This is a genomic window from Rhizobium sp. BK456, from assembly GCF_014194045.1.
Classification (GTDB): domain Bacteria; phylum Pseudomonadota; class Alphaproteobacteria; order Rhizobiales; family Rhizobiaceae; genus Rhizobium; species Rhizobium redzepovicii.
Genome location: NZ_JACIAO010000019.1, coordinates 47,035 through 64,286, shown reverse-complemented (window position 1 = coordinate 64,286; position 17,252 = coordinate 47,035). Strand labels below are relative to the sequence as shown.

Annotated in this window: 19 protein-coding genes and 1 pseudogene; 16 read left to right on the top strand and 4 right to left on the bottom strand. The window is 59.8% G+C overall.

Annotation, left to right across the window (positions count from 1 at the left end):
- Window positions 1-755: ArdC family protein (locus tag FHX03_RS33170; protein WP_183857434.1), on the top strand; the 755-nt coding region annotated here is incomplete at its 5' end.
- Between the two features lie 166 nt (window positions 756-921).
- Here FHX03_RS33170 and FHX03_RS34845 read toward each other — a convergent pair.
- A pseudogene (locus tag FHX03_RS34845) lies at window positions 922-969 on the bottom strand (hypothetical protein); the annotation flags it as partial.
- A 133-nt stretch (window positions 970-1,102) separates the two neighbouring features.
- On the bottom strand, window positions 1,103-1,972 hold the full coding sequence (locus tag FHX03_RS34840; RefSeq protein ID WP_312865359.1) for an AAA family ATPase: 870 nt from the start codon (window positions 1,970-1,972) through the stop codon (window positions 1,103-1,105).
- Between the two features lie 292 nt (window positions 1,973-2,264).
- Here FHX03_RS34840 and FHX03_RS33160 point away from each other — a divergent pair, with 292 nt between their 5' ends.
- Both FHX03_RS33160 and FHX03_RS33155 read left to right on the top strand, forming a co-directional pair.
- Entirely contained in the window at window positions 2,265-2,588 is a 324-nt protein-coding gene (locus FHX03_RS33160) for a DUF736 domain-containing protein (protein ID WP_034499714.1), read from the top strand.
- Window positions 2,589-2,643: 55 nt separating this feature from the next.
- The gene (locus tag FHX03_RS33155; protein ID WP_183857432.1) at window positions 2,644-2,973 is read left to right on the top strand and encodes a hypothetical protein; all 330 of its coding nucleotides are present in this window, start codon (window positions 2,644-2,646) and stop codon (window positions 2,971-2,973) included.
- A gap of 65 nt (window positions 2,974-3,038) precedes the next feature.
- Here FHX03_RS33155 and FHX03_RS33150 read toward each other — a convergent pair whose 3' ends face one another.
- On the bottom strand, window positions 3,039-3,317 hold the full coding sequence (locus FHX03_RS33150) for an HU family DNA-binding protein (protein WP_183857431.1): 279 nt from the start codon (window positions 3,315-3,317) through the stop codon (window positions 3,039-3,041).
- 399 nt (window positions 3,318-3,716) lie between these two features.
- Here FHX03_RS33150 and FHX03_RS33145 point away from each other — a divergent pair, with 399 nt between their 5' ends.
- Window positions 3,717-3,881 (top strand): hypothetical protein, encoded by a 165-nt coding sequence (locus FHX03_RS33145; RefSeq protein ID WP_183720090.1) that lies wholly within the window; start codon window positions 3,717-3,719, stop codon window positions 3,879-3,881.
- Between the two features lie 91 nt (window positions 3,882-3,972).
- Here the strand turns inward: FHX03_RS33145 and FHX03_RS33140 are convergent, their stop codons facing one another.
- Window positions 3,973-4,242 carry a WGR domain-containing protein gene (locus FHX03_RS33140; RefSeq protein WP_183780703.1) on the bottom strand — a complete coding sequence of 90 codons (270 nt, stop codon included), beginning with the start codon at window positions 4,240-4,242 and terminating at the stop codon, window positions 3,973-3,975.
- A gap of 499 nt (window positions 4,243-4,741) precedes the next feature.
- Between FHX03_RS33140 and FHX03_RS33135 the strand changes: the two genes are divergently transcribed.
- The 12 genes from FHX03_RS33135 (at window position 4,742) to FHX03_RS33080 (ending at window position 17,252) form a co-directional block, all read left to right on the top strand.
- Window positions 4,742-5,227: a hypothetical protein gene (locus tag FHX03_RS33135; RefSeq protein ID WP_183857430.1), complete on the top strand. Its 486-nt coding sequence runs from the start codon at window positions 4,742-4,744 to the stop codon at window positions 5,225-5,227.
- A 1,809-nt stretch (window positions 5,228-7,036) separates the two neighbouring features.
- The gene (locus FHX03_RS34835; RefSeq protein WP_246699344.1) at window positions 7,037-7,414 is read left to right on the top strand and encodes a hypothetical protein; all 378 of its coding nucleotides are present in this window, start codon (window positions 7,037-7,039) and stop codon (window positions 7,412-7,414) included.
- 11 nt (window positions 7,415-7,425) lie between these two features.
- Window positions 7,426-7,881, top strand: coding sequence for a hypothetical protein (locus tag FHX03_RS33125; RefSeq protein ID WP_183857429.1), 456 nt, complete (start codon window positions 7,426-7,428; stop codon window positions 7,879-7,881).
- Window positions 7,882-8,165: 284 nt separating this feature from the next.
- Window positions 8,166-9,161: a lytic transglycosylase domain-containing protein gene (locus FHX03_RS33120; protein ID WP_246699343.1), complete on the top strand. Its 996-nt coding sequence runs from the start codon at window positions 8,166-8,168 to the stop codon at window positions 9,159-9,161.
- Entirely contained in the window at window positions 9,158-9,529 is a 372-nt protein-coding gene (locus tag FHX03_RS33115; protein ID WP_183857427.1) for a TrbC/VirB2 family protein, read from the top strand. The genes FHX03_RS33120 and FHX03_RS33115 overlap by 4 nt, the downstream gene beginning before the upstream one ends.
- Window positions 9,530-9,531: 2 nt before the next feature.
- On the top strand, window positions 9,532-9,858 hold the full coding sequence (locus tag FHX03_RS33110) for a VirB3 family type IV secretion system protein (protein ID WP_183857426.1): 327 nt from the start codon (window positions 9,532-9,534) through the stop codon (window positions 9,856-9,858).
- A gap of 3 nt (window positions 9,859-9,861) precedes the next feature.
- Window positions 9,862-12,381, top strand: a complete 2,520-nt coding sequence (locus tag FHX03_RS33105) for a VirB4 family type IV secretion/conjugal transfer ATPase (protein WP_183857425.1) — start codon at window positions 9,862-9,864, stop codon at window positions 12,379-12,381.
- Window positions 12,359-13,528 carry a lytic transglycosylase domain-containing protein gene (locus FHX03_RS33100; RefSeq protein ID WP_183857422.1) on the top strand — a complete coding sequence of 390 codons (1,170 nt, stop codon included), beginning with the start codon at window positions 12,359-12,361 and terminating at the stop codon, window positions 13,526-13,528. The genes FHX03_RS33105 and FHX03_RS33100 overlap by 23 nt, the downstream gene beginning before the upstream one ends.
- A 20-nt stretch (window positions 13,529-13,548) precedes the next feature.
- Complete coding sequence (locus FHX03_RS33095; RefSeq protein ID WP_112547956.1) at window positions 13,549-14,340, top strand: conjugal transfer protein; 792 nt, start codon at window positions 13,549-13,551, stop codon at window positions 14,338-14,340.
- Between the two features lie 214 nt (window positions 14,341-14,554).
- Window positions 14,555-15,628, top strand: a complete 1,074-nt coding sequence (locus FHX03_RS33090) for a type IV secretion system protein (protein WP_183857420.1) — start codon at window positions 14,555-14,557, stop codon at window positions 15,626-15,628.
- A gap of 59 nt (window positions 15,629-15,687) precedes the next feature.
- On the top strand, window positions 15,688-16,422 hold the full coding sequence (locus FHX03_RS33085) for a virB8 family protein (RefSeq protein ID WP_183857418.1): 735 nt from the start codon (window positions 15,688-15,690) through the stop codon (window positions 16,420-16,422).
- Complete coding sequence (locus tag FHX03_RS33080) at window positions 16,419-17,252, top strand: TrbG/VirB9 family P-type conjugative transfer protein (protein ID WP_183857415.1); 834 nt, start codon at window positions 16,419-16,421, stop codon at window positions 17,250-17,252. The genes FHX03_RS33085 and FHX03_RS33080 overlap by 4 nt, the downstream gene beginning before the upstream one ends.

The following is a 17,252-nucleotide window of genomic DNA, read 5'->3' as shown; positions in this document are numbered from 1 at the left end:
CCGGGATCAACGTCCTGCTGCTCTGGTCGGAAGCCATCGCCCGCGGCTTTGCCTCATCACGCTGGATGACGTTTCGCCAGGCAATCGAGCTCGGCAGCGCCGTTCGCAAGGGCGAAACCGGCACGACCGTGGTCTTCGCCAGTTCGTTCATCCGCACCGAGACGACCGAGACGGGGACCGAGATCGAACAGGACATTCCATTCCTCAAAGCCTACACGGTGTTCAATACCGATCAGATCGCCGGCCTTGATGGCCGCTTTGACGACGGCGCACCTTGCCAGGATACGATGAGCCGCATCGGCGATGCCGGCCGCTTCCTTGCCAATACCGGGGCGCTGATCCGCCACGGAGGATCGGCTGCCTATTACGCCGCTCAGCGTGATTACATCCAAATGCCATGCCCAGATGCCTTCCGGGACGATGCTTCCTATGTCGCCGTCCTCAGCCACGAGATCACGCACTGGACCGGCGCACCGCAAAGGCTTGATCGCGATCTCAGCCGCTACGCCAAAGACAGGGGCGATCGTGCCCGCGAGGAGCTCATCGCCGAACTCGGCAGCGCGTTTCTCTGCGCCGATCTCGGCATTGTCCCAGAGCTCGAACCACGCCCCGACCACGCATGCTATCTCGATGGCTGGCTGAAGGTTCTGGGCAACGACAAGCGTGCCATCTTCTCGGCGGCAGCACATGCCCAGCGCGCGCTCGACTACCTGCATTCCTTGCAGCCAGAGTGCGACGAGGAGGAGGCGGCGTGAGCCGTCTCTTCCTTACCTGATGAAAAGCCTGCATGACCAAGCTGCACCGCATGTTTTCCAGTGCCTCCTCGATGAAGCCAACGCGACGCTCCGCAGCCGGTCGCACGCCGGCGAGCTTTACGATCTCACCAAACACGAAAGTCTCCAGCAACGCTCCGAACTGACCCCTGTCGTCGCGCAGGCGGTCGAGAGAGAAGTCCCGAAGGGGCGCCAGCAGACCAGAATCGAGGAAACGTATTTTCGGTGTTTTGGTCAGGCGTTCAGTTTGTTGGAAAACCAGGGCTGCACGGTTCGAGCGAGGAACAGGCTCTCGAAGATGCCGACATATTTTTGTGTTGTGATGTGGTTCATACCGATGACCGCGCCAATTCCGGAGAGTTCACAAGTTGTCCGGAATGCTGTGCCAGAATGCGTAGCAGGCGCGGCATTTGAGCAATTTGCTCGATTTGCGCGACATCGCGAACATCGCGTTGAACGATCGCCTGGATATAATCCGCATACCAGTCCTGTCTGCGGCTCAGCGTTTTGCGGCCCAATGCCTCGGGATATCCACCGGCTAGAACCGCCACCATCAGGTCGTCTCCGACGATTGGTTCTCCGGCCTTGGCTTCGTTTTGAAAGGCGTCGCGCAGGAAGCTGTTGCTGGTTGTCCTTTGCGCAAGCGGTAGCAATCGTACGACCTCCATGCGCCTTGCGAGCGAGTCTGCCACGCGTGGCAGCGTCATCAGATTGGCTGAACCGGTCAGGAGGAAACGCCCTGGGCGCTGGTCGGTATCCACGCTTTCCTTGATGGCCAACAACAACTCGGGAGCGCGCTGAATTTCATCGATGATGGCGCGATTCATGCCTCTTACAAAGCCCACTGGATCCTGTCGCGCTGCGTCCAGGGTCGTCGCATTGTCCAGCCTGTAATAGTCCATCGACTTCTTGGCCATCTTCTTGGCCAACGTCGTTTTTCCTGATTGTCGGGGACCGACGATCAGTACGACTCGTGTGTCTGACATGGCGTCGGCAACGCTTTGCTCAACGAGTCTTGATATTAACATAACGGCTGATTGAAACACGAAACCACTAGCGAGTAGCATGCGAGATTGCAAGATGATGTAGGCGAGCGGCCACGCAGGCGCTGCTGAAGCTTTCGCGGCGGTCACCGGATCTGACCGGCCGAAGCCGCCCTTGATGATGAGGCTGGGATCAGAACGGTGCTGATCTATCACGTCGCATCCGCCCGGTTGACGGCCAAGCGTCCTTTACCCAAACACCACCGACGCATGCCAAGAGCGCGGCACTTCGCGCGGCAGCAAACGGCCACCACGGCGAGGTCTCCTGCTGACGTCGCAATCAAGGACCATTCCCGTTCTTTATGTCGCCTTTCTAAGGGACCGGCCGCCACCAGCGTCAACCCCGCAAGAGGGTTCCCCTCGCTTAAGCTTCGGTGACCGCCTGCGGCGCGGCCCTTTCTTTGGGCGCCATCGGGAATGGTCCCGATGCAACGAAGGAGACAATCTCGTGGCTACCACGATCGCAACCCTCACCGAAAAGACCGACGGCACTCTCGAAGGCGTCTTCGCCACCATCCGGGTCAACGCCCCAATCGCCCTCGTCCCCAACGCCAGCAAGGCGAGCGAAGAAGCCCCTGATTACCGCATTATCCACCGCAAGACCGGCTTCGAGATCGGCGCTGGCTGGAACCGCATCTCCCGCCAGACCGGCGAGGAATACATCTCCACGAAGCTGGAAGCGCCCGAGATCGGCGTGATCTTCGGCAACGTCGCCCCCGCACCTGGCGGCGAGCCGGGCAAGAAGGTCATCCTCTGGAACAGCCCGGCCTGAACCGGATCGCCGGCCCCGCAATCGGGGCCGGCGCCCCATTTCAAAGGAGGCCGCCATGAGCCGCTACACAATAACCGTCACCAGGACCGCATCTTGCTACGCCGATCCAGACGCTACCATTGGCTACGACCGTCCGCTTCAGACGTTTTTTCCTCCAGGCATTCCGGATGGAGGTGAGGACCTCGAACTCTGGCTGGGCACGGATTTCCGGGAGTTCGAAACACTGTCGCAACTGAGGACCGCGGCGATCGCACGCGGCTTCGACTTCATACCCTTGGCATCTGGCATTCTCCATAGACTGCTGGACGACCATACCCGCGAGGCCGATCACGCTGTCAGCGACACGATCATCCAGGATCTCCGCAACGGCACATCCGCTCGCTGACGCACACTGAAAACGAAAATAGCCCGGCATAGCGCCGGGCTATTTTTTTGCCTGGCCGGCAACATTTACTTGTTCAGCGCATCCTTCAAGGCCTTTGCCGGCGTGAACGCCAGCTTCTTGGCCGCAGCGACCTTGATCGTCGCACCAGTCGATGGGTTGCGGGCCTCGCGCTCCGGCGTGGCTTTGACTTTAAACTTGCCGAAGCCGGGTAGGGACGTCTCGTTACCCGCAACGGCGGCTTCGGTGATGGAGGCGATCACCGCCTCAACGATGGCTTTCCCCTGAACCTTGGTGAGGCCATGCTCGCTTGCGATCTTGTCGGCAATTTCGTTGGTCGTGGTCATTTTTGTCTCCGCATCGATTCAGATGCAGAATCCCTGTCATTTCCGACCCGAGCTGTCATCGACACGACGCGGCAAATGGCGCGGAAAGCCCGGATCTCCACAGTTATTCGCGTGGTCAGGTGCTAGATAACCCGAAGACGGGCATCGAGCCCGTCTTCGCGTTCGGGTGCGATACGGAGAGGTAATGTCTGTTCAGTCCGTCCGAGGGTGTCATGGGTTCATGACGGCCTCAAGGACGAGCGGTGCCCCCAATTTTGCCTCCGCTCCGGTTCCCTGCACTCCGACAAAATCGGCACCCCCACTCGCCGCCGCTGGCGGTCGCGTTCCGCGATCCCTGACCCCGCCACGCCCCCATGACCGCGCGCGTCGTCTTTCACAAACGTCAAGGAGACGACGACGATGCTTCTGGAACAACACATTGAAGAGCTGCGCCGCGAAATGAATGCAACGTACGACCGGGTCGAACGCCGCGAGATCGAACTCGAACTCGAACTGGCCCGCGCCGAGCTCGAGGTGATCATGGCCGAACAGGAGGGTTCAATCGACGCCGAGCCGCCCTTCTGAGGCGGCTTTCACCATGTCGCCTGTCCTGTCGCGCCGGATCGACCGGCGCTTCAGGCCTAAGCTTCGCTCCGTCGGCCCCTTCCGCCATCGCTCAGGAAATCGCCCCTCGCGAGAAATGCGCTCTCGGGCCGTAGCCGCGCCTGCGCTTCTGAAGCAGGAGTTGGAGGAACAGCCCGACCGCTTCCTCTTCCCTCTCAAAATGATGCACCAGTCTTTGGCCCCTGGCGCCGATGCGACCCCATCGGCGGATGAGGCAAGCTTCGCCGAACAGGTTGGGCTCGATCGACATGGCATAGTAGCGGGCCATGTTCTTGCTGGCGTCCGTGCGTTCGACATAGAGCTGGTAGGGTTGCGCGATCATGAAATACAGATTCAGACAGGCATGACTTTGCGTCCAACGACATATTTGAATCGGTCGCTGTCAATTGATTCACGGCGATGATGGGTTTGTTGCGTAGTACGGGCGAGCCGCCTGCGGCGGACGGTGCTATTCGCTGTCGCTCACCGAACCCCTTTCGGGTTTCGTCCCATTCGGGTAACGCCCCCTCTCGCGGCTGTCGCACTGAGCACAGTTTCCGCAACCGTAACCGGGAATCGACTGCATGGCCGGCTGCGCTCGGCAAACGGACACGGCGCCTTGGGCGCCGTGGTCTATCTCACTCTGACGTCCGATCGTACACCCGCCACTCCGGCGTCAAGGACTGCGCGGCCCCTCCAATTTTTAGCCGCCGTCCCTTCGGGCCATCGCCAGAAAATCGGCTCCTCCGCTTGCCGCCGCTGGCGGTCGCGTTCCGCGATCCCTGACCCCTCGCGGCTACGGTGCGGCCTCCTTTCGTCAGAGACAGAAAGGAGACACTGATATGTCCGATGACTGGTACTACGTCCATCAACTCGCAGTGCTGGCGGGTTTCAGGCTCATCGTCCTTGCCAATCGCATCGGCTGCGCGGACCAATTCTTGTTGGAACTGCACGACGAGCTCGCCGAGGGGCTGGCATGCGCAATTGCGCGGCTGCGGTCCATCATGGCGCTCGAGCGGCAACTCGCCAGCGAGACGGACGACGAAGGTTTCACCGCCTTCCAGCTTCAGGGCGAAGAGGAATGCTTCGTTCGCTTCCGGATTACGCTGCTTGACGACCTCGAAATCGACTACGCCACCCATGAGTACCGTATCAACAACGGCGAATGGCATTATGCGCTTTTTGCAGACTGCGACGGCGTCTCGATCAGCTATCCGAGCCTTGTCGACCTCACCGATGCCAAATTGGGCACACTTGCACCGATCCTCCGCGCCATCCGCGCCGAGGCAAGCATCGGCATCAGCATCGCACGCGTCGTCTACGATTGACGAGCCCGCGAGAGACGGCTTCGCCCGTCTCTCGCCATCTCCATTTCCTTGATCGGTTGCCGGCATCGAGCCGGCGTGCGATCTTGAGGGGAGAGACCTACCGCCTCTCCCCTCAAACACCCCCTCTCCCTGCGGAGCGGGTCGCTACCCGCTCGGCCTTTCGGGCCGGTCAAGCGGACGCTGCCGCGACTTCCCCAAACAAGACGAAGAGGACGAGTACCTTGCGCTATGCCCTCATAATTCGGGCATCCGCTCCATGTGCTCGTCCTCTTCTGCGGGGCGCTCGCCGTCTCATCGTTCGCATGTCATCGATGCCCGTCACCTCCGGTGACGGTTCTTTCGACTGCTCACGACGACGGCTCGCTTCAGCATCTCCCACCAAATCGATCTGGCCGCCGTGCTGTTCCTCCGGCGCGGATCGCAGGTCTGCACCTGCGATCGCTGTTGCTTTGTCTGACGACTCGCAACAGCATTGGCGCGTCGGGCACGGCGGCCAGATCGATTTGGTGGGAGATGGCAGGATAGGCTAATGGTATACCAATAGCCGTTTCGCCCGAGGGGCGATCGCCTCAAAGGCGAGCGAGGGTTTCCCGATCTTTCAATTCTCAAACGAAACAAGGCCATGAGGGAGAGACATTGAGCTGTTGCAGAGGCAGGGGAGCCGGCTCTTTGGGGAAAGAGCCTCCGGCCGCCGTGAAATGTAGCAGCATCTCCGAGGTCAGGCGCTTGCGCTAATCAGCGAATGGGTGGTCGCGCCGATAGGTGGTTCGCTGATTGGACCGGCTTGCGAATGTGCGAATAGGTGAATCCGCGAAAATGTGAATAGGTGCGTCACCGTTTGGGCCTATCGGTACGTCGGCGAATGAGTAAAGCAGCGATTGGGTCATCCGGTGAAACGGCAGATCGGCGAACTGGCAAATCCGTGAAATGGGGCGACACCGATCGGGCGAATGGGAGGCCAGCCGCTTCCGTTAATCAGTGAATCGGTGATTGCGCGGATCGCTGAATCGGTGGTTGCGCGGGCGCGCGAATGGGCCGCTCAGCGAACAGCTTATTCCGCGAATAGGCATTTGAGCGATCCGGTGCATCGGTGAATGAGGGGTTCACCCGTTTGGCGAAACGGTGAAAGCGCGTCCAGACGGTCTTCGTGTTCGGACAAACACTCAATTGGCAAAATCGCAATCGTGGTTGCTGCGGTTTTCGCAACAACCAAGACCGCGACAACAAGACCTCGGCGATGCCTCTATCGCAACGATCATCTACTCATCTACCACGGAGCCTAGACTCAGGCTTTTTCCCGCTTGAGCAAGCAATCTGCTGCTGATAAAATTATACCGTAGTATAAGTTAGTCATTCGAGCCAAGCTGCGGGCCAGGCGGTATTCCGTTTTTTTGAGAATAGGGTTTGACACTGATACACAATCGATCCCTCCTGACGAAGGAATGGTACACGGTGCCATTCTCAGCGGACTGCCCTGGCTGTGGTGCACAGACGCGGTCCGCCGCTGTCGTGGTTGGCCCTTCGAGCCTGGTGGGGGACGCAGGCTCGACGTCGGGAAGCGACATACTGGCGAAGCCCAACAGACGACTTGATGCGTTCGCATTCGTTGAGGCGCTGGGCGGTCAGACCGAACATGTCGAACGATCCGTCGTCAACCGTTTCCACAGCACCTTCGCCTTCGTGAACGGCAGACTGACATCGATTTGCGAACACTGCGCCGTAAACCTTCCACCTGCGGCAATTCGCTCCACTGTCATGAACGGCTTTGTTCGGCTTGGCCAAAAGTGCCTTCTGGTGAACGAGCGCTTGATGCTTTTTGCCTCCGACGTGGTGCTGACGGAATTTCGCCGAGACACCTCGATAGAGGAAAGCGCTCTGCGCGATCCGGATTATGCCCTCCTGCTCGTTTGCGACACGGAAAGCGCAAACGGTGAAACCGGTATAATCGAGCTCTGGCACAGCATCGCGCGTGACGACTACGCGATCGTGATCAAGGGCCACGATGGCCGGGAGATGTTGCGGGACGCGTTCAACAGTGACTTTAAGGACGTCGTGACAACCATTTCCGATCTCGGACTGGTGCTGACCCAGCTTCACATCGCTCAGGCATCGTCGCCCTATTGCGCTCTCGCCCGCGATCTTTTCCTCGAAGCCCTCGAACATGCCGGTTACCGGCAGGCAAGCTAGAAAGCAACACCATGCGGACTTTCACGAAACTCTTCGGATCTCTGGCGGCAATGACGGTGCTGGCAGGATGTGGTCACCAGGTTGAGCGGCCGCAACCACGGCCGCCGGCGCCGTTTGCGTATCTCAGCCTCACAGCTTGCAGAGCTTATCCCGACAACATCGTCGAGTGCCAGCTGGAGTATGGCACCGAAGTCGGGCGCCAGCGTCTTGGCCCCGTTCAGGAGAGGAGCCTGACGATTGCCGGCGATGGCGAGCGCTACCAGATCCTGTCCTGCTATCCAGTGGCGAGGATAAAGAGGGAATTGCCCAATTTCGTTTGCCGAATCTCTTCCGGGAGCTCGGGCGCTGAAGCCGCTTCGATACTGGTGAAGGGCGGAACCGCGGTCCGTCTTGCTCGCATTTTGGGAGACCGCGAACAGCTTCAGTATCGCTGGACCCCGGATAAATGGTCACGGCTAAGGGGCTGATTTTCTTGGAAAAGCCCGCCTTCTGACAAAGCGTGGCATCCTATAAATTATACTCCAGTTAAACTTTAGGGTTGATTTCCACGGCTGAATGCGGTTCAAAATCTTATACCGCAGTATAATTTTGCATTGGTTCAGCCATGGATAGCGTTCCGCTTTCGCCTGTGAACAGACCGCACAAGATATCCTCGCGGAGCGTGCTATGGCTCGCCGGAACCTCGGCTTTTCTGCTTACCGGTTTCGCCTCCGGCCCAGATGACAGTAGCGGTCACATCGTTTCGGGAAAGTTGACGGACGTCCGCGCTGCCAACTGGATAGAGCTGAAGGCTGACGAGGTGGCGGCCGTGCCGCCAAATCCGGGGACTTCCGCCGCTGCTTCGACGCTCGATATCCCAACGATTGATTCTGCCAGCTTCAACGCACGATTTAGCGGCCCGGTCGTTGATGCGCTTCGTACCCGCGCTCGTCCGTCGGAGTTCATCGCAGGGTTTAGTGACATCGCGGGGCGACCATCAGGATCAGCGGCCGGGACCACGAGTGACCGTCGGGAACGCTCTGTGCATTCGCTGGTCAGCGTTTACTCGTTTGAGCCGGCAACAGCCATCCCCGAGCTTGCCGAGCCGGCAACCGCGCCTCATGTCAATGTCAGCGAGCCACTAGCACAGACCCGATCGGATCTTTTGTCCGACGTCCCCACGGACTATGCCAGCCTTGCATTGAAGGTTGCCGGTGAGGAGGAGGTTGATCCGAACTGGGTGCTTTCTGTGATGCGGGCCGAAAATGCCACATTCGATCCACACCTGGTAAGCTCCGCCGGCGCCGTCGGTTTGATGCAAGTCATGCCACGGATCGGCGAAGCCTTCGGCGCGACGGATTTGACCGATCCCGAACAGAACATCCGGGCCGGCACGCGATTTCTTCGTGTCCTGATCGCCAAGTACAAAAATCCCGTGCTGATCGCCGCCGCATATAATGCGGGCGAGCCGAATGTCGACCTTCGCCATTCAATGCCGCTGATCCGCGAGACCGCCGACTATGTCACCCGTGTCGTCGGATACTACACCGGCACAACGGCCAGTCCGAGCATCCCACGAGCCGGCTCGCCGTCAGACTTCGTGCCCAGTTCCAAGCGCCGTACCGGGCCTGCCGAGCGGGCCAAATCTCCCATGCTTGTTTTCTCAGCCGCAACACCGTTCCCGCCCGACGTGCGTCCTCAGCGTGATGAGGCGCGGAAGGATACCGGCGGGCCGGTCAAAATTGTCAAGGAAGAGGTGTCTCAATGAATCCCATCGCGTTGGCAGTCCAGACAGCCGTTCTCTATGGCAGCGTGGCCTGGTCCTCAATGGCCCCAAGGAAATGGGTCGGTAATGCCGCGATCGTGCTTGCGGCGAGCCTGATCCTGCTCGTCAGCCAGTACGAGCCTGCGGCGGCGCAGAATCTCGACGCCTTGCAAAATGCCGCTGACCGGCTCGTGCAGTTCTTTACCGGCCCGTTCGGCCGATCCGTAGGAGCGATCGCCTTTATCGGCATGTTTCTCGCAGCAGCCTTCGGCTACTGGTCCTGGGGAGCACTGCTCCGGGTTGGGGGGAGCCTTGCCGGCATGTTTGCCGCAGCCGAGCTCGTCGACTTCCTCGCTGGTAGCGGATCTTGATCATGGCGGGAGCAGGCAACAGCGCCGATGGTGGCGACGAATATATCGAATCCCATTCGGTTATATTGGCTCTGACGCGGCCGCCGACGGTGATGGGAATTCCGTACACTTACTTCCTGGCGGAATGCTTTGTGTCGCTAATGGTGTTCATGATCCTGGGATCCATCCTGTGGTTCCCGGTCTCCTTCGTGGTCCTTCACAGCATTCTCTACGTGCTCACCGTCAAGCTCGATCTCTGGTTCTTCGAGATCGTCGGGCGCCTCAGCATGTGTGGTGTCAATCCTCTTGGCCGGAAGCTCGGTGGCGGCGTCAGAACCTACGGGGTGTAAGCGATGAACACGATGGCGAGATCGCTGAAAGGCAATCTGTCGAAGGGCTGGGAGATCTTTGCGGACCGCAATGTGGCGACGCATGTTCCTTTCTACGTCCCGATCGAAAACGGCATCATCCGCCTGAAGAACGACTGCCTCGTCTCGACCCTAAAGCTCACCGGCTTTTCTTTCGAGACGGCCGATATCGAAACGATCAATATGCTGCAGCGGCAGCGCAACGCCGCCTTCCGTGCGATCTCCTCCATCGGCAGCTTCGCACTCTATACCCATGTGATCAGACGTAAGGTTGCGCCGTCGTTGCCGTCGGCATTCGCCGATCCCTTTATGGATCGTCTCGATCACGTCTATCAGTCGAGCATCTCGAAGAACGAGATGTTCGTGAACGACACTTATGTTTCGCTGGTCGTGCGCCCCATGTTCCGGAAGGGATCCGCGCTCTCCCGCCTCATGGGGGCCGGCGGCACGATCGTGCGGAAGGAACAGTTCCGCGCGATGCGTGACAAGCTGGTCGAGGCAACGCGGGCGCTCGAGAAATCGCTTGCCGTTTATGGCCCGAAGGTCCTGCGCGACGTGCAACGCGTACAGGTCGACGTCGGCGACAACACTACGATCTTCCGCGACGTGCTGGAAGACATGGTCGTCGAGGAGACCGCGCGCAAAGCCTGGTTCTCCGAACAATGTGAGTTCTTCTATACACTGCTGAACGGCGGACGCGTCCGGCCGATCCGTCTTGGGAACATCCCGATCGACGAGATGCTGCCGGCCCGCAGGACATCGATTGGCAACCGCATCATCCACCTGCAGGGCGACATACCGGATGATGATCGCTACGCGGCGATGGTCTCCTTGAAGGAGTATCCGCCGGAGACCGGCGCCGGCATGCTTGACTATATTCTCAAGCTGCCATTCGAGCTGGTGCTGACCCAGTCGATGTCCTTTGTCGACGATATGGCGGCGCGCAGCCGGATCGAACGGCTGGACCGGCAGATGTCGAAGGCCGACGAAGGCGGATCGAGTGTCCAGGCCAACCTCGATATTGCCCGGGACGAACTAGCCCGCAAGCGGGTCGCCTTCACGGAACACCATCTCACTGTGATGCCCGTCGCCAAAACCACCGCCCAGCTTGACGATGCGGTTGCCCTGATCGGCAACGAACTTGGCGCGCTCGGCGCCTCCTATGTCCGCGAAGACCTGAATGCGGAGCCGGCCTACTGGGCGCAACTGCCCGGCAATCAGGCCTATATCGCCCGGCGTGCCTTGATCTCCACGCTGAACTGCGCTGGGTTGAGCAGCTTTCACGCCTATCCCTACGGCAAACCTGACGGGAACCACTGGGGGCCGGCGATCACGATCTTCGAGACGACGTCAGGCACGCCCTTCTTCTTCAACTTCCACCAGGGCGACGTTGGGCACACGACCGTCTTCGGCCCGACCGGGTCCGGCAAGACCGTCATCATGGCCTTCCTGATCCTGCAAGCCTATCGCGTCAGTCCGCGACTGAAGACCATCGTCTTCGACAAGGATCGCGGCCTTGACATCATGGTACGTGCAGCGGGCGGAACCTACATGTCGCTTGAGCCCGGACAGCCGTCGGGTTGGAATCCGCTGCTGCTCGACGACACCGAGGAGAACCGCGTTTTCCTCTATGGGCTCCTGAGCTTCATGCTGAAGCCATCGAAGGAAGGCGAAAGCCTGACCCCGCAGGAAGAATCAATCATCCGCAATGCGATCAAGTCGGTCCTCAAGACGAAAGACAGGTCGTACCGTCGTCTTTCGTCGCTGCGGGCACTGCTCGCCGGCAGCGAAAGGACCGAAGGAAGCTTGATCGCCCGTCTCGACAAATGGGTCGATAAGGGACCGTACGCCTGGCTTTTCGACAATGCCGATGACGATCTCGATATTTCGAGACCGATGATCGGCTTCGACATGACGTCGATCCTCGACGATCCGACAGTCCGCACCGCAGCGCTTCTTTACATGTTCCACCGGCTGGACGCGATCTACGACGGCAAGGCGCCGATCATCAACCTGATGGACGAAGCCTGGAAGCTGCTCGACGACGACGAGTTCAAGCGCACGATGAAGGACTATTTCAAGACCATTCGAAAGCGCAATGGTCTCGTCATCTTTGGGACGCAGTCGGCCGACGATGTGGTGCGCTCGAGTGTCAGCCGCACGATCATCGAACAGACATCGACCAACATCTTCTTTGCCAATCCGAAGGCTGACGAAAACTCCTACATGGAGCATTTCGGCCTATCGCGGGCTGAGTTCGATTGGGTGAAGAACGGCGATCCGAGTTCGCGCTTCATGCTGATCAAGCAGGCAAAGAGCAGCGTGATTGCTCGCGTCGACATGTCCCACATGCCGGAGTTCATCAAGGTGCTCTCGGGCCGCGAGGAGACGGTACGCGAAGTCGAAATGTTGCTCGACGAGTACGGCGACCATCCTAAGAACTGGCTCTCGAAATTCTGCGACTGGAATGGGGTGACGGTCGATGAAGCACGCAAAGCACCTTGAGGGAGCCGCGGCCGGCGCTCTGGCCCTCGCTCTCATCTTTCCCGTCGGCACGAGCCATGCCCAGGTTCCGGTCATCGACCAGGCCCGCCAGAAGATCCAGCAAGCCACCGAGAACTGGTATCGGTCCTATAAGGACGATAGCCGGAAGGTCAAAGGCGCCTCGGGCGGTACGACCGATAGTGTCGCGCCCGGTGAGGGCTCTGGCGCGCCGGCCGATTGCTCCGCCGATGGCATGGCGGGAGACACCACGCCCGCAGCGCCATCGTCTCGCACGCCAAGCCAGCAGGAAGTTGCCAACATGGTGCAACAGGAGGCAATCCGGCAGGGCGTCGATCCGAACTTCGCGATGGCCATCGCCGAGCAGGAATCCCGCTTCCGCCAATCGGCGCGCTCGGCAGTCGGCGCGACCGGCGTCATGCAGCTGATGCCCGGCACCGCAGCACAACTTGGCGTCAACCCCTACGACACGCGCGACAATATTCGTGGCGGCGTCAAATACATCAAGCAGCTCCAGGGCATGTTCGGAGACCGCGATGACCTGATCGCCGCCGGCTATAATGCCGGTCCGTATCGCCAGTCGCTGCAGAACGGTCAGATCCCCAATATCCCCGAGACACAGGACTACGTCAAAAAGGTCTCCGCCTATTATGCCCGCAACAAGGCCCAGAACGGTGATAACACCCCGGAGGGGACAGCCGAGCCGGAAACCGCGAGCTACGCAAGCGGCTGCGGTGAGCAGCTGAAGAAGGCGGTCGACCGAAACACTCAAGCGCAGATCGAACGCGGTTCGGTCTGGAACGAGCTGCTCGGAAAGTCGATCGCTGCCAACCAGCAGTATCTGCAGCGCCTTCAGTCTGGCCTGCAATCGTCGTCGGCAAGCCTTCGTGGCAGTGGTGGCGGTAATTCGGAAGACCATGACGGCTCACTTGTCATGGCCGAGATCCGGTGCCCGACCAACATCATCAATACAGGTGGCACGCGTTGCTTCGCTGTTCCGCAGAACGCCACCACGGAACAGATCCAACAGTGGCTCTCCGACCTGCAGGATGAGGCACGGGCAAATGGCGCGGTTGCGACCTTCACGGCGTTGCAGGATCCGGCGCTCGGCCTGGTCACGGTCGTTGATTCCAGGCCGACGTCAAATTGAGAACGAGAGAGGTTAGGCACATGAAGACAGCAGTGATCGCAGCGACGCTCGCCATTGTTTCCGTCCCTCACGCTTATGCGCAAGTCCCGGTCAAGGACTCGGAAAACATCTCGATCAGCGAGGACATCAAGCGCCTGTCGTCTGAGATCCAGCAGGACACATCAGTCGTCAAGGACAACACCACGAAAACTCTGCAGGCGATCACCGGCGACCGGACGCAGGATGCGAGCCAGTTCGCCAAGCTCGCAACCGGCAATGGCTTCACCATGGGACAGGCGCCGGATTTCAGCACAGTGCTGTCGAGCAACGCGGCCGTGTTCGGAGGAATCGGCGGTCAGTTTCAAAATACCGCGGCCAAGCTGATCAACGGCCTCAACCTGGTGAAGATGGTGGTCGATACCGTCAAGGGCGGTGAGCTCTCGGGCGCCAATCAGGCCTATTCGCAGGGCATCAACGCGCTGACGACGTTGACTGCGCTGACCGACGCGATGAACAGCGCCACCAAGGACCGGCAGAATTCCTTCATGCAGGCCACCCAACAGATCGGAACCGCGAAGGACCTGAAGGGGGCGCTGGAGCAAAATACCCAGATGGTGCTGCAGGGCAATCAGACCGCCAACGAAGCGGTCGGCTCGCTCAACAACCAGGTCATGCTGCTGAACCAGCAATATAAAGCCGCCCTCGCGACCTCATCGCAGAACCTCAAGACATTCGCGCCCCTACCGGACAGCGTCATGCGTGACGGTGGGACGCAACCGCAAGGCACTTCCGTTCGGGATCAGCTGAAGGCATTCGAGGACCAGAACCAGTGAAGGCGGTTCTCGTGCTGATAGTGAGCCTCGCGGCCCTTGCCGGTTGCGCCGGGAAGTACGAACAGCTGGCGAAATGCTCGGCTGACGAAAATCCGGTCCCGGCTCTCGGCTTGGTATCCGAGCCCACGACCACCACCGCTGAGGATGCACTCGCGGACGCCCTCAAGGACGATTGCGGCCCGATGCGACCGGTCAATAATTTTCAGGAAGAGACATGGATCCCGTCAGCTACGCGATAAACTTCTATGGCGACGCGCTTCGATATTTCGACAAGATCAACGAGGCGTCGCTGGAACGGGCCTGGGGGCTGTTTGCCGAAAACAGAAACCTCGTTTCCGGTATCCTGGCGATCTTCCTGATCCTCTATTTCCTCTGGGGCGCACTCGGACTGTCTAGCGTTTCCCTTCAGGACATGGCGATCACCGCCTTCAAGATCACGCTTGCCTATACGCTCATTATGTCCTGGGCGCTCTTCTACGACAATATCGGCCAGTTCGTGTTGTCGGCGCCGCAGGATCTCGGATCGGCCATATCCTCGGCGATGGGCGGTCAATCGGCCGGAGCGGACATCGCCCAACAAGTCGCCTCGATGGCGCGCAAGGTCTACGACTTTGCCATGCAGCTCTTCAATTCCTACGAGTCCGGCTGGCTGCCGAATGTCACCGGCGCTGTCGTCGTCTTCATCGTGCTGGTCTTCGGCCTCCTACCGATGCTGTTGATCCTCACCGGCGTCACGCTCTTTGCCAAGATGATCACCGCCGTGATGCTGGCGATCGGTCCGATCGCCATTCTCTGCTATTTCTTCGGCATCACCCGCTTTGTCTTCGACGCCTGGGTGCGGGGTGTCGCCTACGGCATGTTCATGCTGCTCTTCACCTACATCATGGCTGGCCTGTCGTTCGGGTTCCTGATCGGTATGATGGACACGATCAACGGCGACATGGCGACCAAGGAAAATGCGTTGGCGATCGTGCTCGCCATGGTGCTCTATCTGGCGCTGATCTCCTATTTCATCTTCCAGGTGCCGGATTTTGCGCGGACCTTCGCGTACGGCGCGGCCTTCTCCAGCGTTCCGGGCGGAGGTGGCGTCGATACCGCCTACAATACCGCCCGCAGGCGCCTATCCTCCAGCAATTCCCGCGCCGGCCAGGCTGCGGCCATAGCGCTCGGCACGCTGGCAGGTCCTCGAGGCGCTGTCACCGCTGCTGCCCTTGCAGGCCGCGGCAGTATCGCGGGCGCCGGCGCTCTCGGCCGCATGCTCACCAATCGCCGTCGCAACAGCGAATGACGCGCCGGCTGCGAGGATAGTGTTCACATTTTTCCGATTGCGACTTCGAGGTTTGAGATTTGGCATTATTCAAAAGGCAATTGAAGCCGGCGCCGGCCGATCGTGTCCCCGGCCCGCAAGACATCTACGATCAACATCTCTCATGGGGGGAGAAGAGCCGCTCGCTGCGGACCCTGATCGGTTTCATCCTGCTGGTCTTTGCGGTGGCGGGCTGGATCGTTGCCGGCGTGTTGTCCTTCTCCGTCGCGCAGCTCTTCCCGCTTGTTCGCACCGAGGTCGTGCCGCTGATCGTCGACAAGAACACCGGCTACATGGAGACGGTGACGACGCTCGGCAAGGACCGATCGAACGTTTCGGAGATCCAGGCCGTCCGAGCCTCGTTTGTGGGTAATTACGTCATCCGACGCGAGACCTACGATCCCCGCTATCTCTCGGAAAACTTCGATATGATCGCCCTTTGGTCGGACCCGGATTCGTCGGCCTTCAAGGATTATTCGGAATGGATGAACCCTTCCAATCCGAGAGGTCTGGTCAAGACTATGGGAACGACGGGTGAGGTCCGGCCGGAAATCCTGTCGGTCAATCCACTCAACGCTACGACCATGGCGGTGCGTTTCGAGACGCGGGAACGGCGCCGCGGCGGCGACGTGGTCAATCGCTGGTCAGCGACGGTCCGCTACCGCCAGATCAATCTGCCCGCCAGCAATAGGGTTCGGTTATATAACCCGCTCGGCTTCGTCGTGACCGAATACGTCAAGGTTCCCGAGACCATGCCGTCGGGACTCGTCCCATGAGGCGAGCGAGCGTCGGAATAACACTGTCACTGCTGCTGACGGCCTCTTCGGTTCATGCTGAATTGATCGCCCGGCCTGGCCGGCTCGATCCGCGCGTGCGGACCTTGCCCTATTCGGCAGAACAGGTCTTTGTCGTCACCGGGACTTACGGAATGGTGACGACCATCCTCTTCGGTGCCGACGAAGAGGTTACCCAAGTGGTCGCGGGTGACACGGTTTCCTGGCAGATCCTGACATCGGCCGACCGCCGCTCACTCACCCTGAAGCCGATGGAAAAGGACGCGCCGACCAACCTCTCCGTGGTGACGACGAAACGAACCTACTCGTTCGACCTTGAGGTAAACGATAGCAAGTCGATCCAGAACCAGACCTTCAAGCTGCGGTTCATTTATCCGGAAGACGCCGGCCTGAAGGGCACGGCCGAATTGTGGAAGCAGGCGCAGGATGCAGAACGCAATCCCAACATCAAGAACATCCGACGCGACAAGGTCAATTACGACTATGGCTTCAAGGGCAGCGATGCCGCCAAGCCTTTATGGGTGTTCGATGACGGCTTGAAGACCTTCATGAAGTTCACCGGCGACGTGCCGGCTATCTTCATCGTCGATGCCAAACGGCGAGAGAGCCTCGTCAATTATCGCCGTGAGGCCGACTATATCGTCATCGACACGGTCTCGCGGCAGTGGACGCTTCGTTACGGTACCGAGAACGAGACCTGCCTGTTCAATCTCAGGACCGCTCCAGCCGATGTGCCGGCGCCGATCGAGGGTGCCGTGGCGCCGAAGCGCCTTGGCTCGGCTGGCGCCAGCTCACCATCAAAATCTCGATAG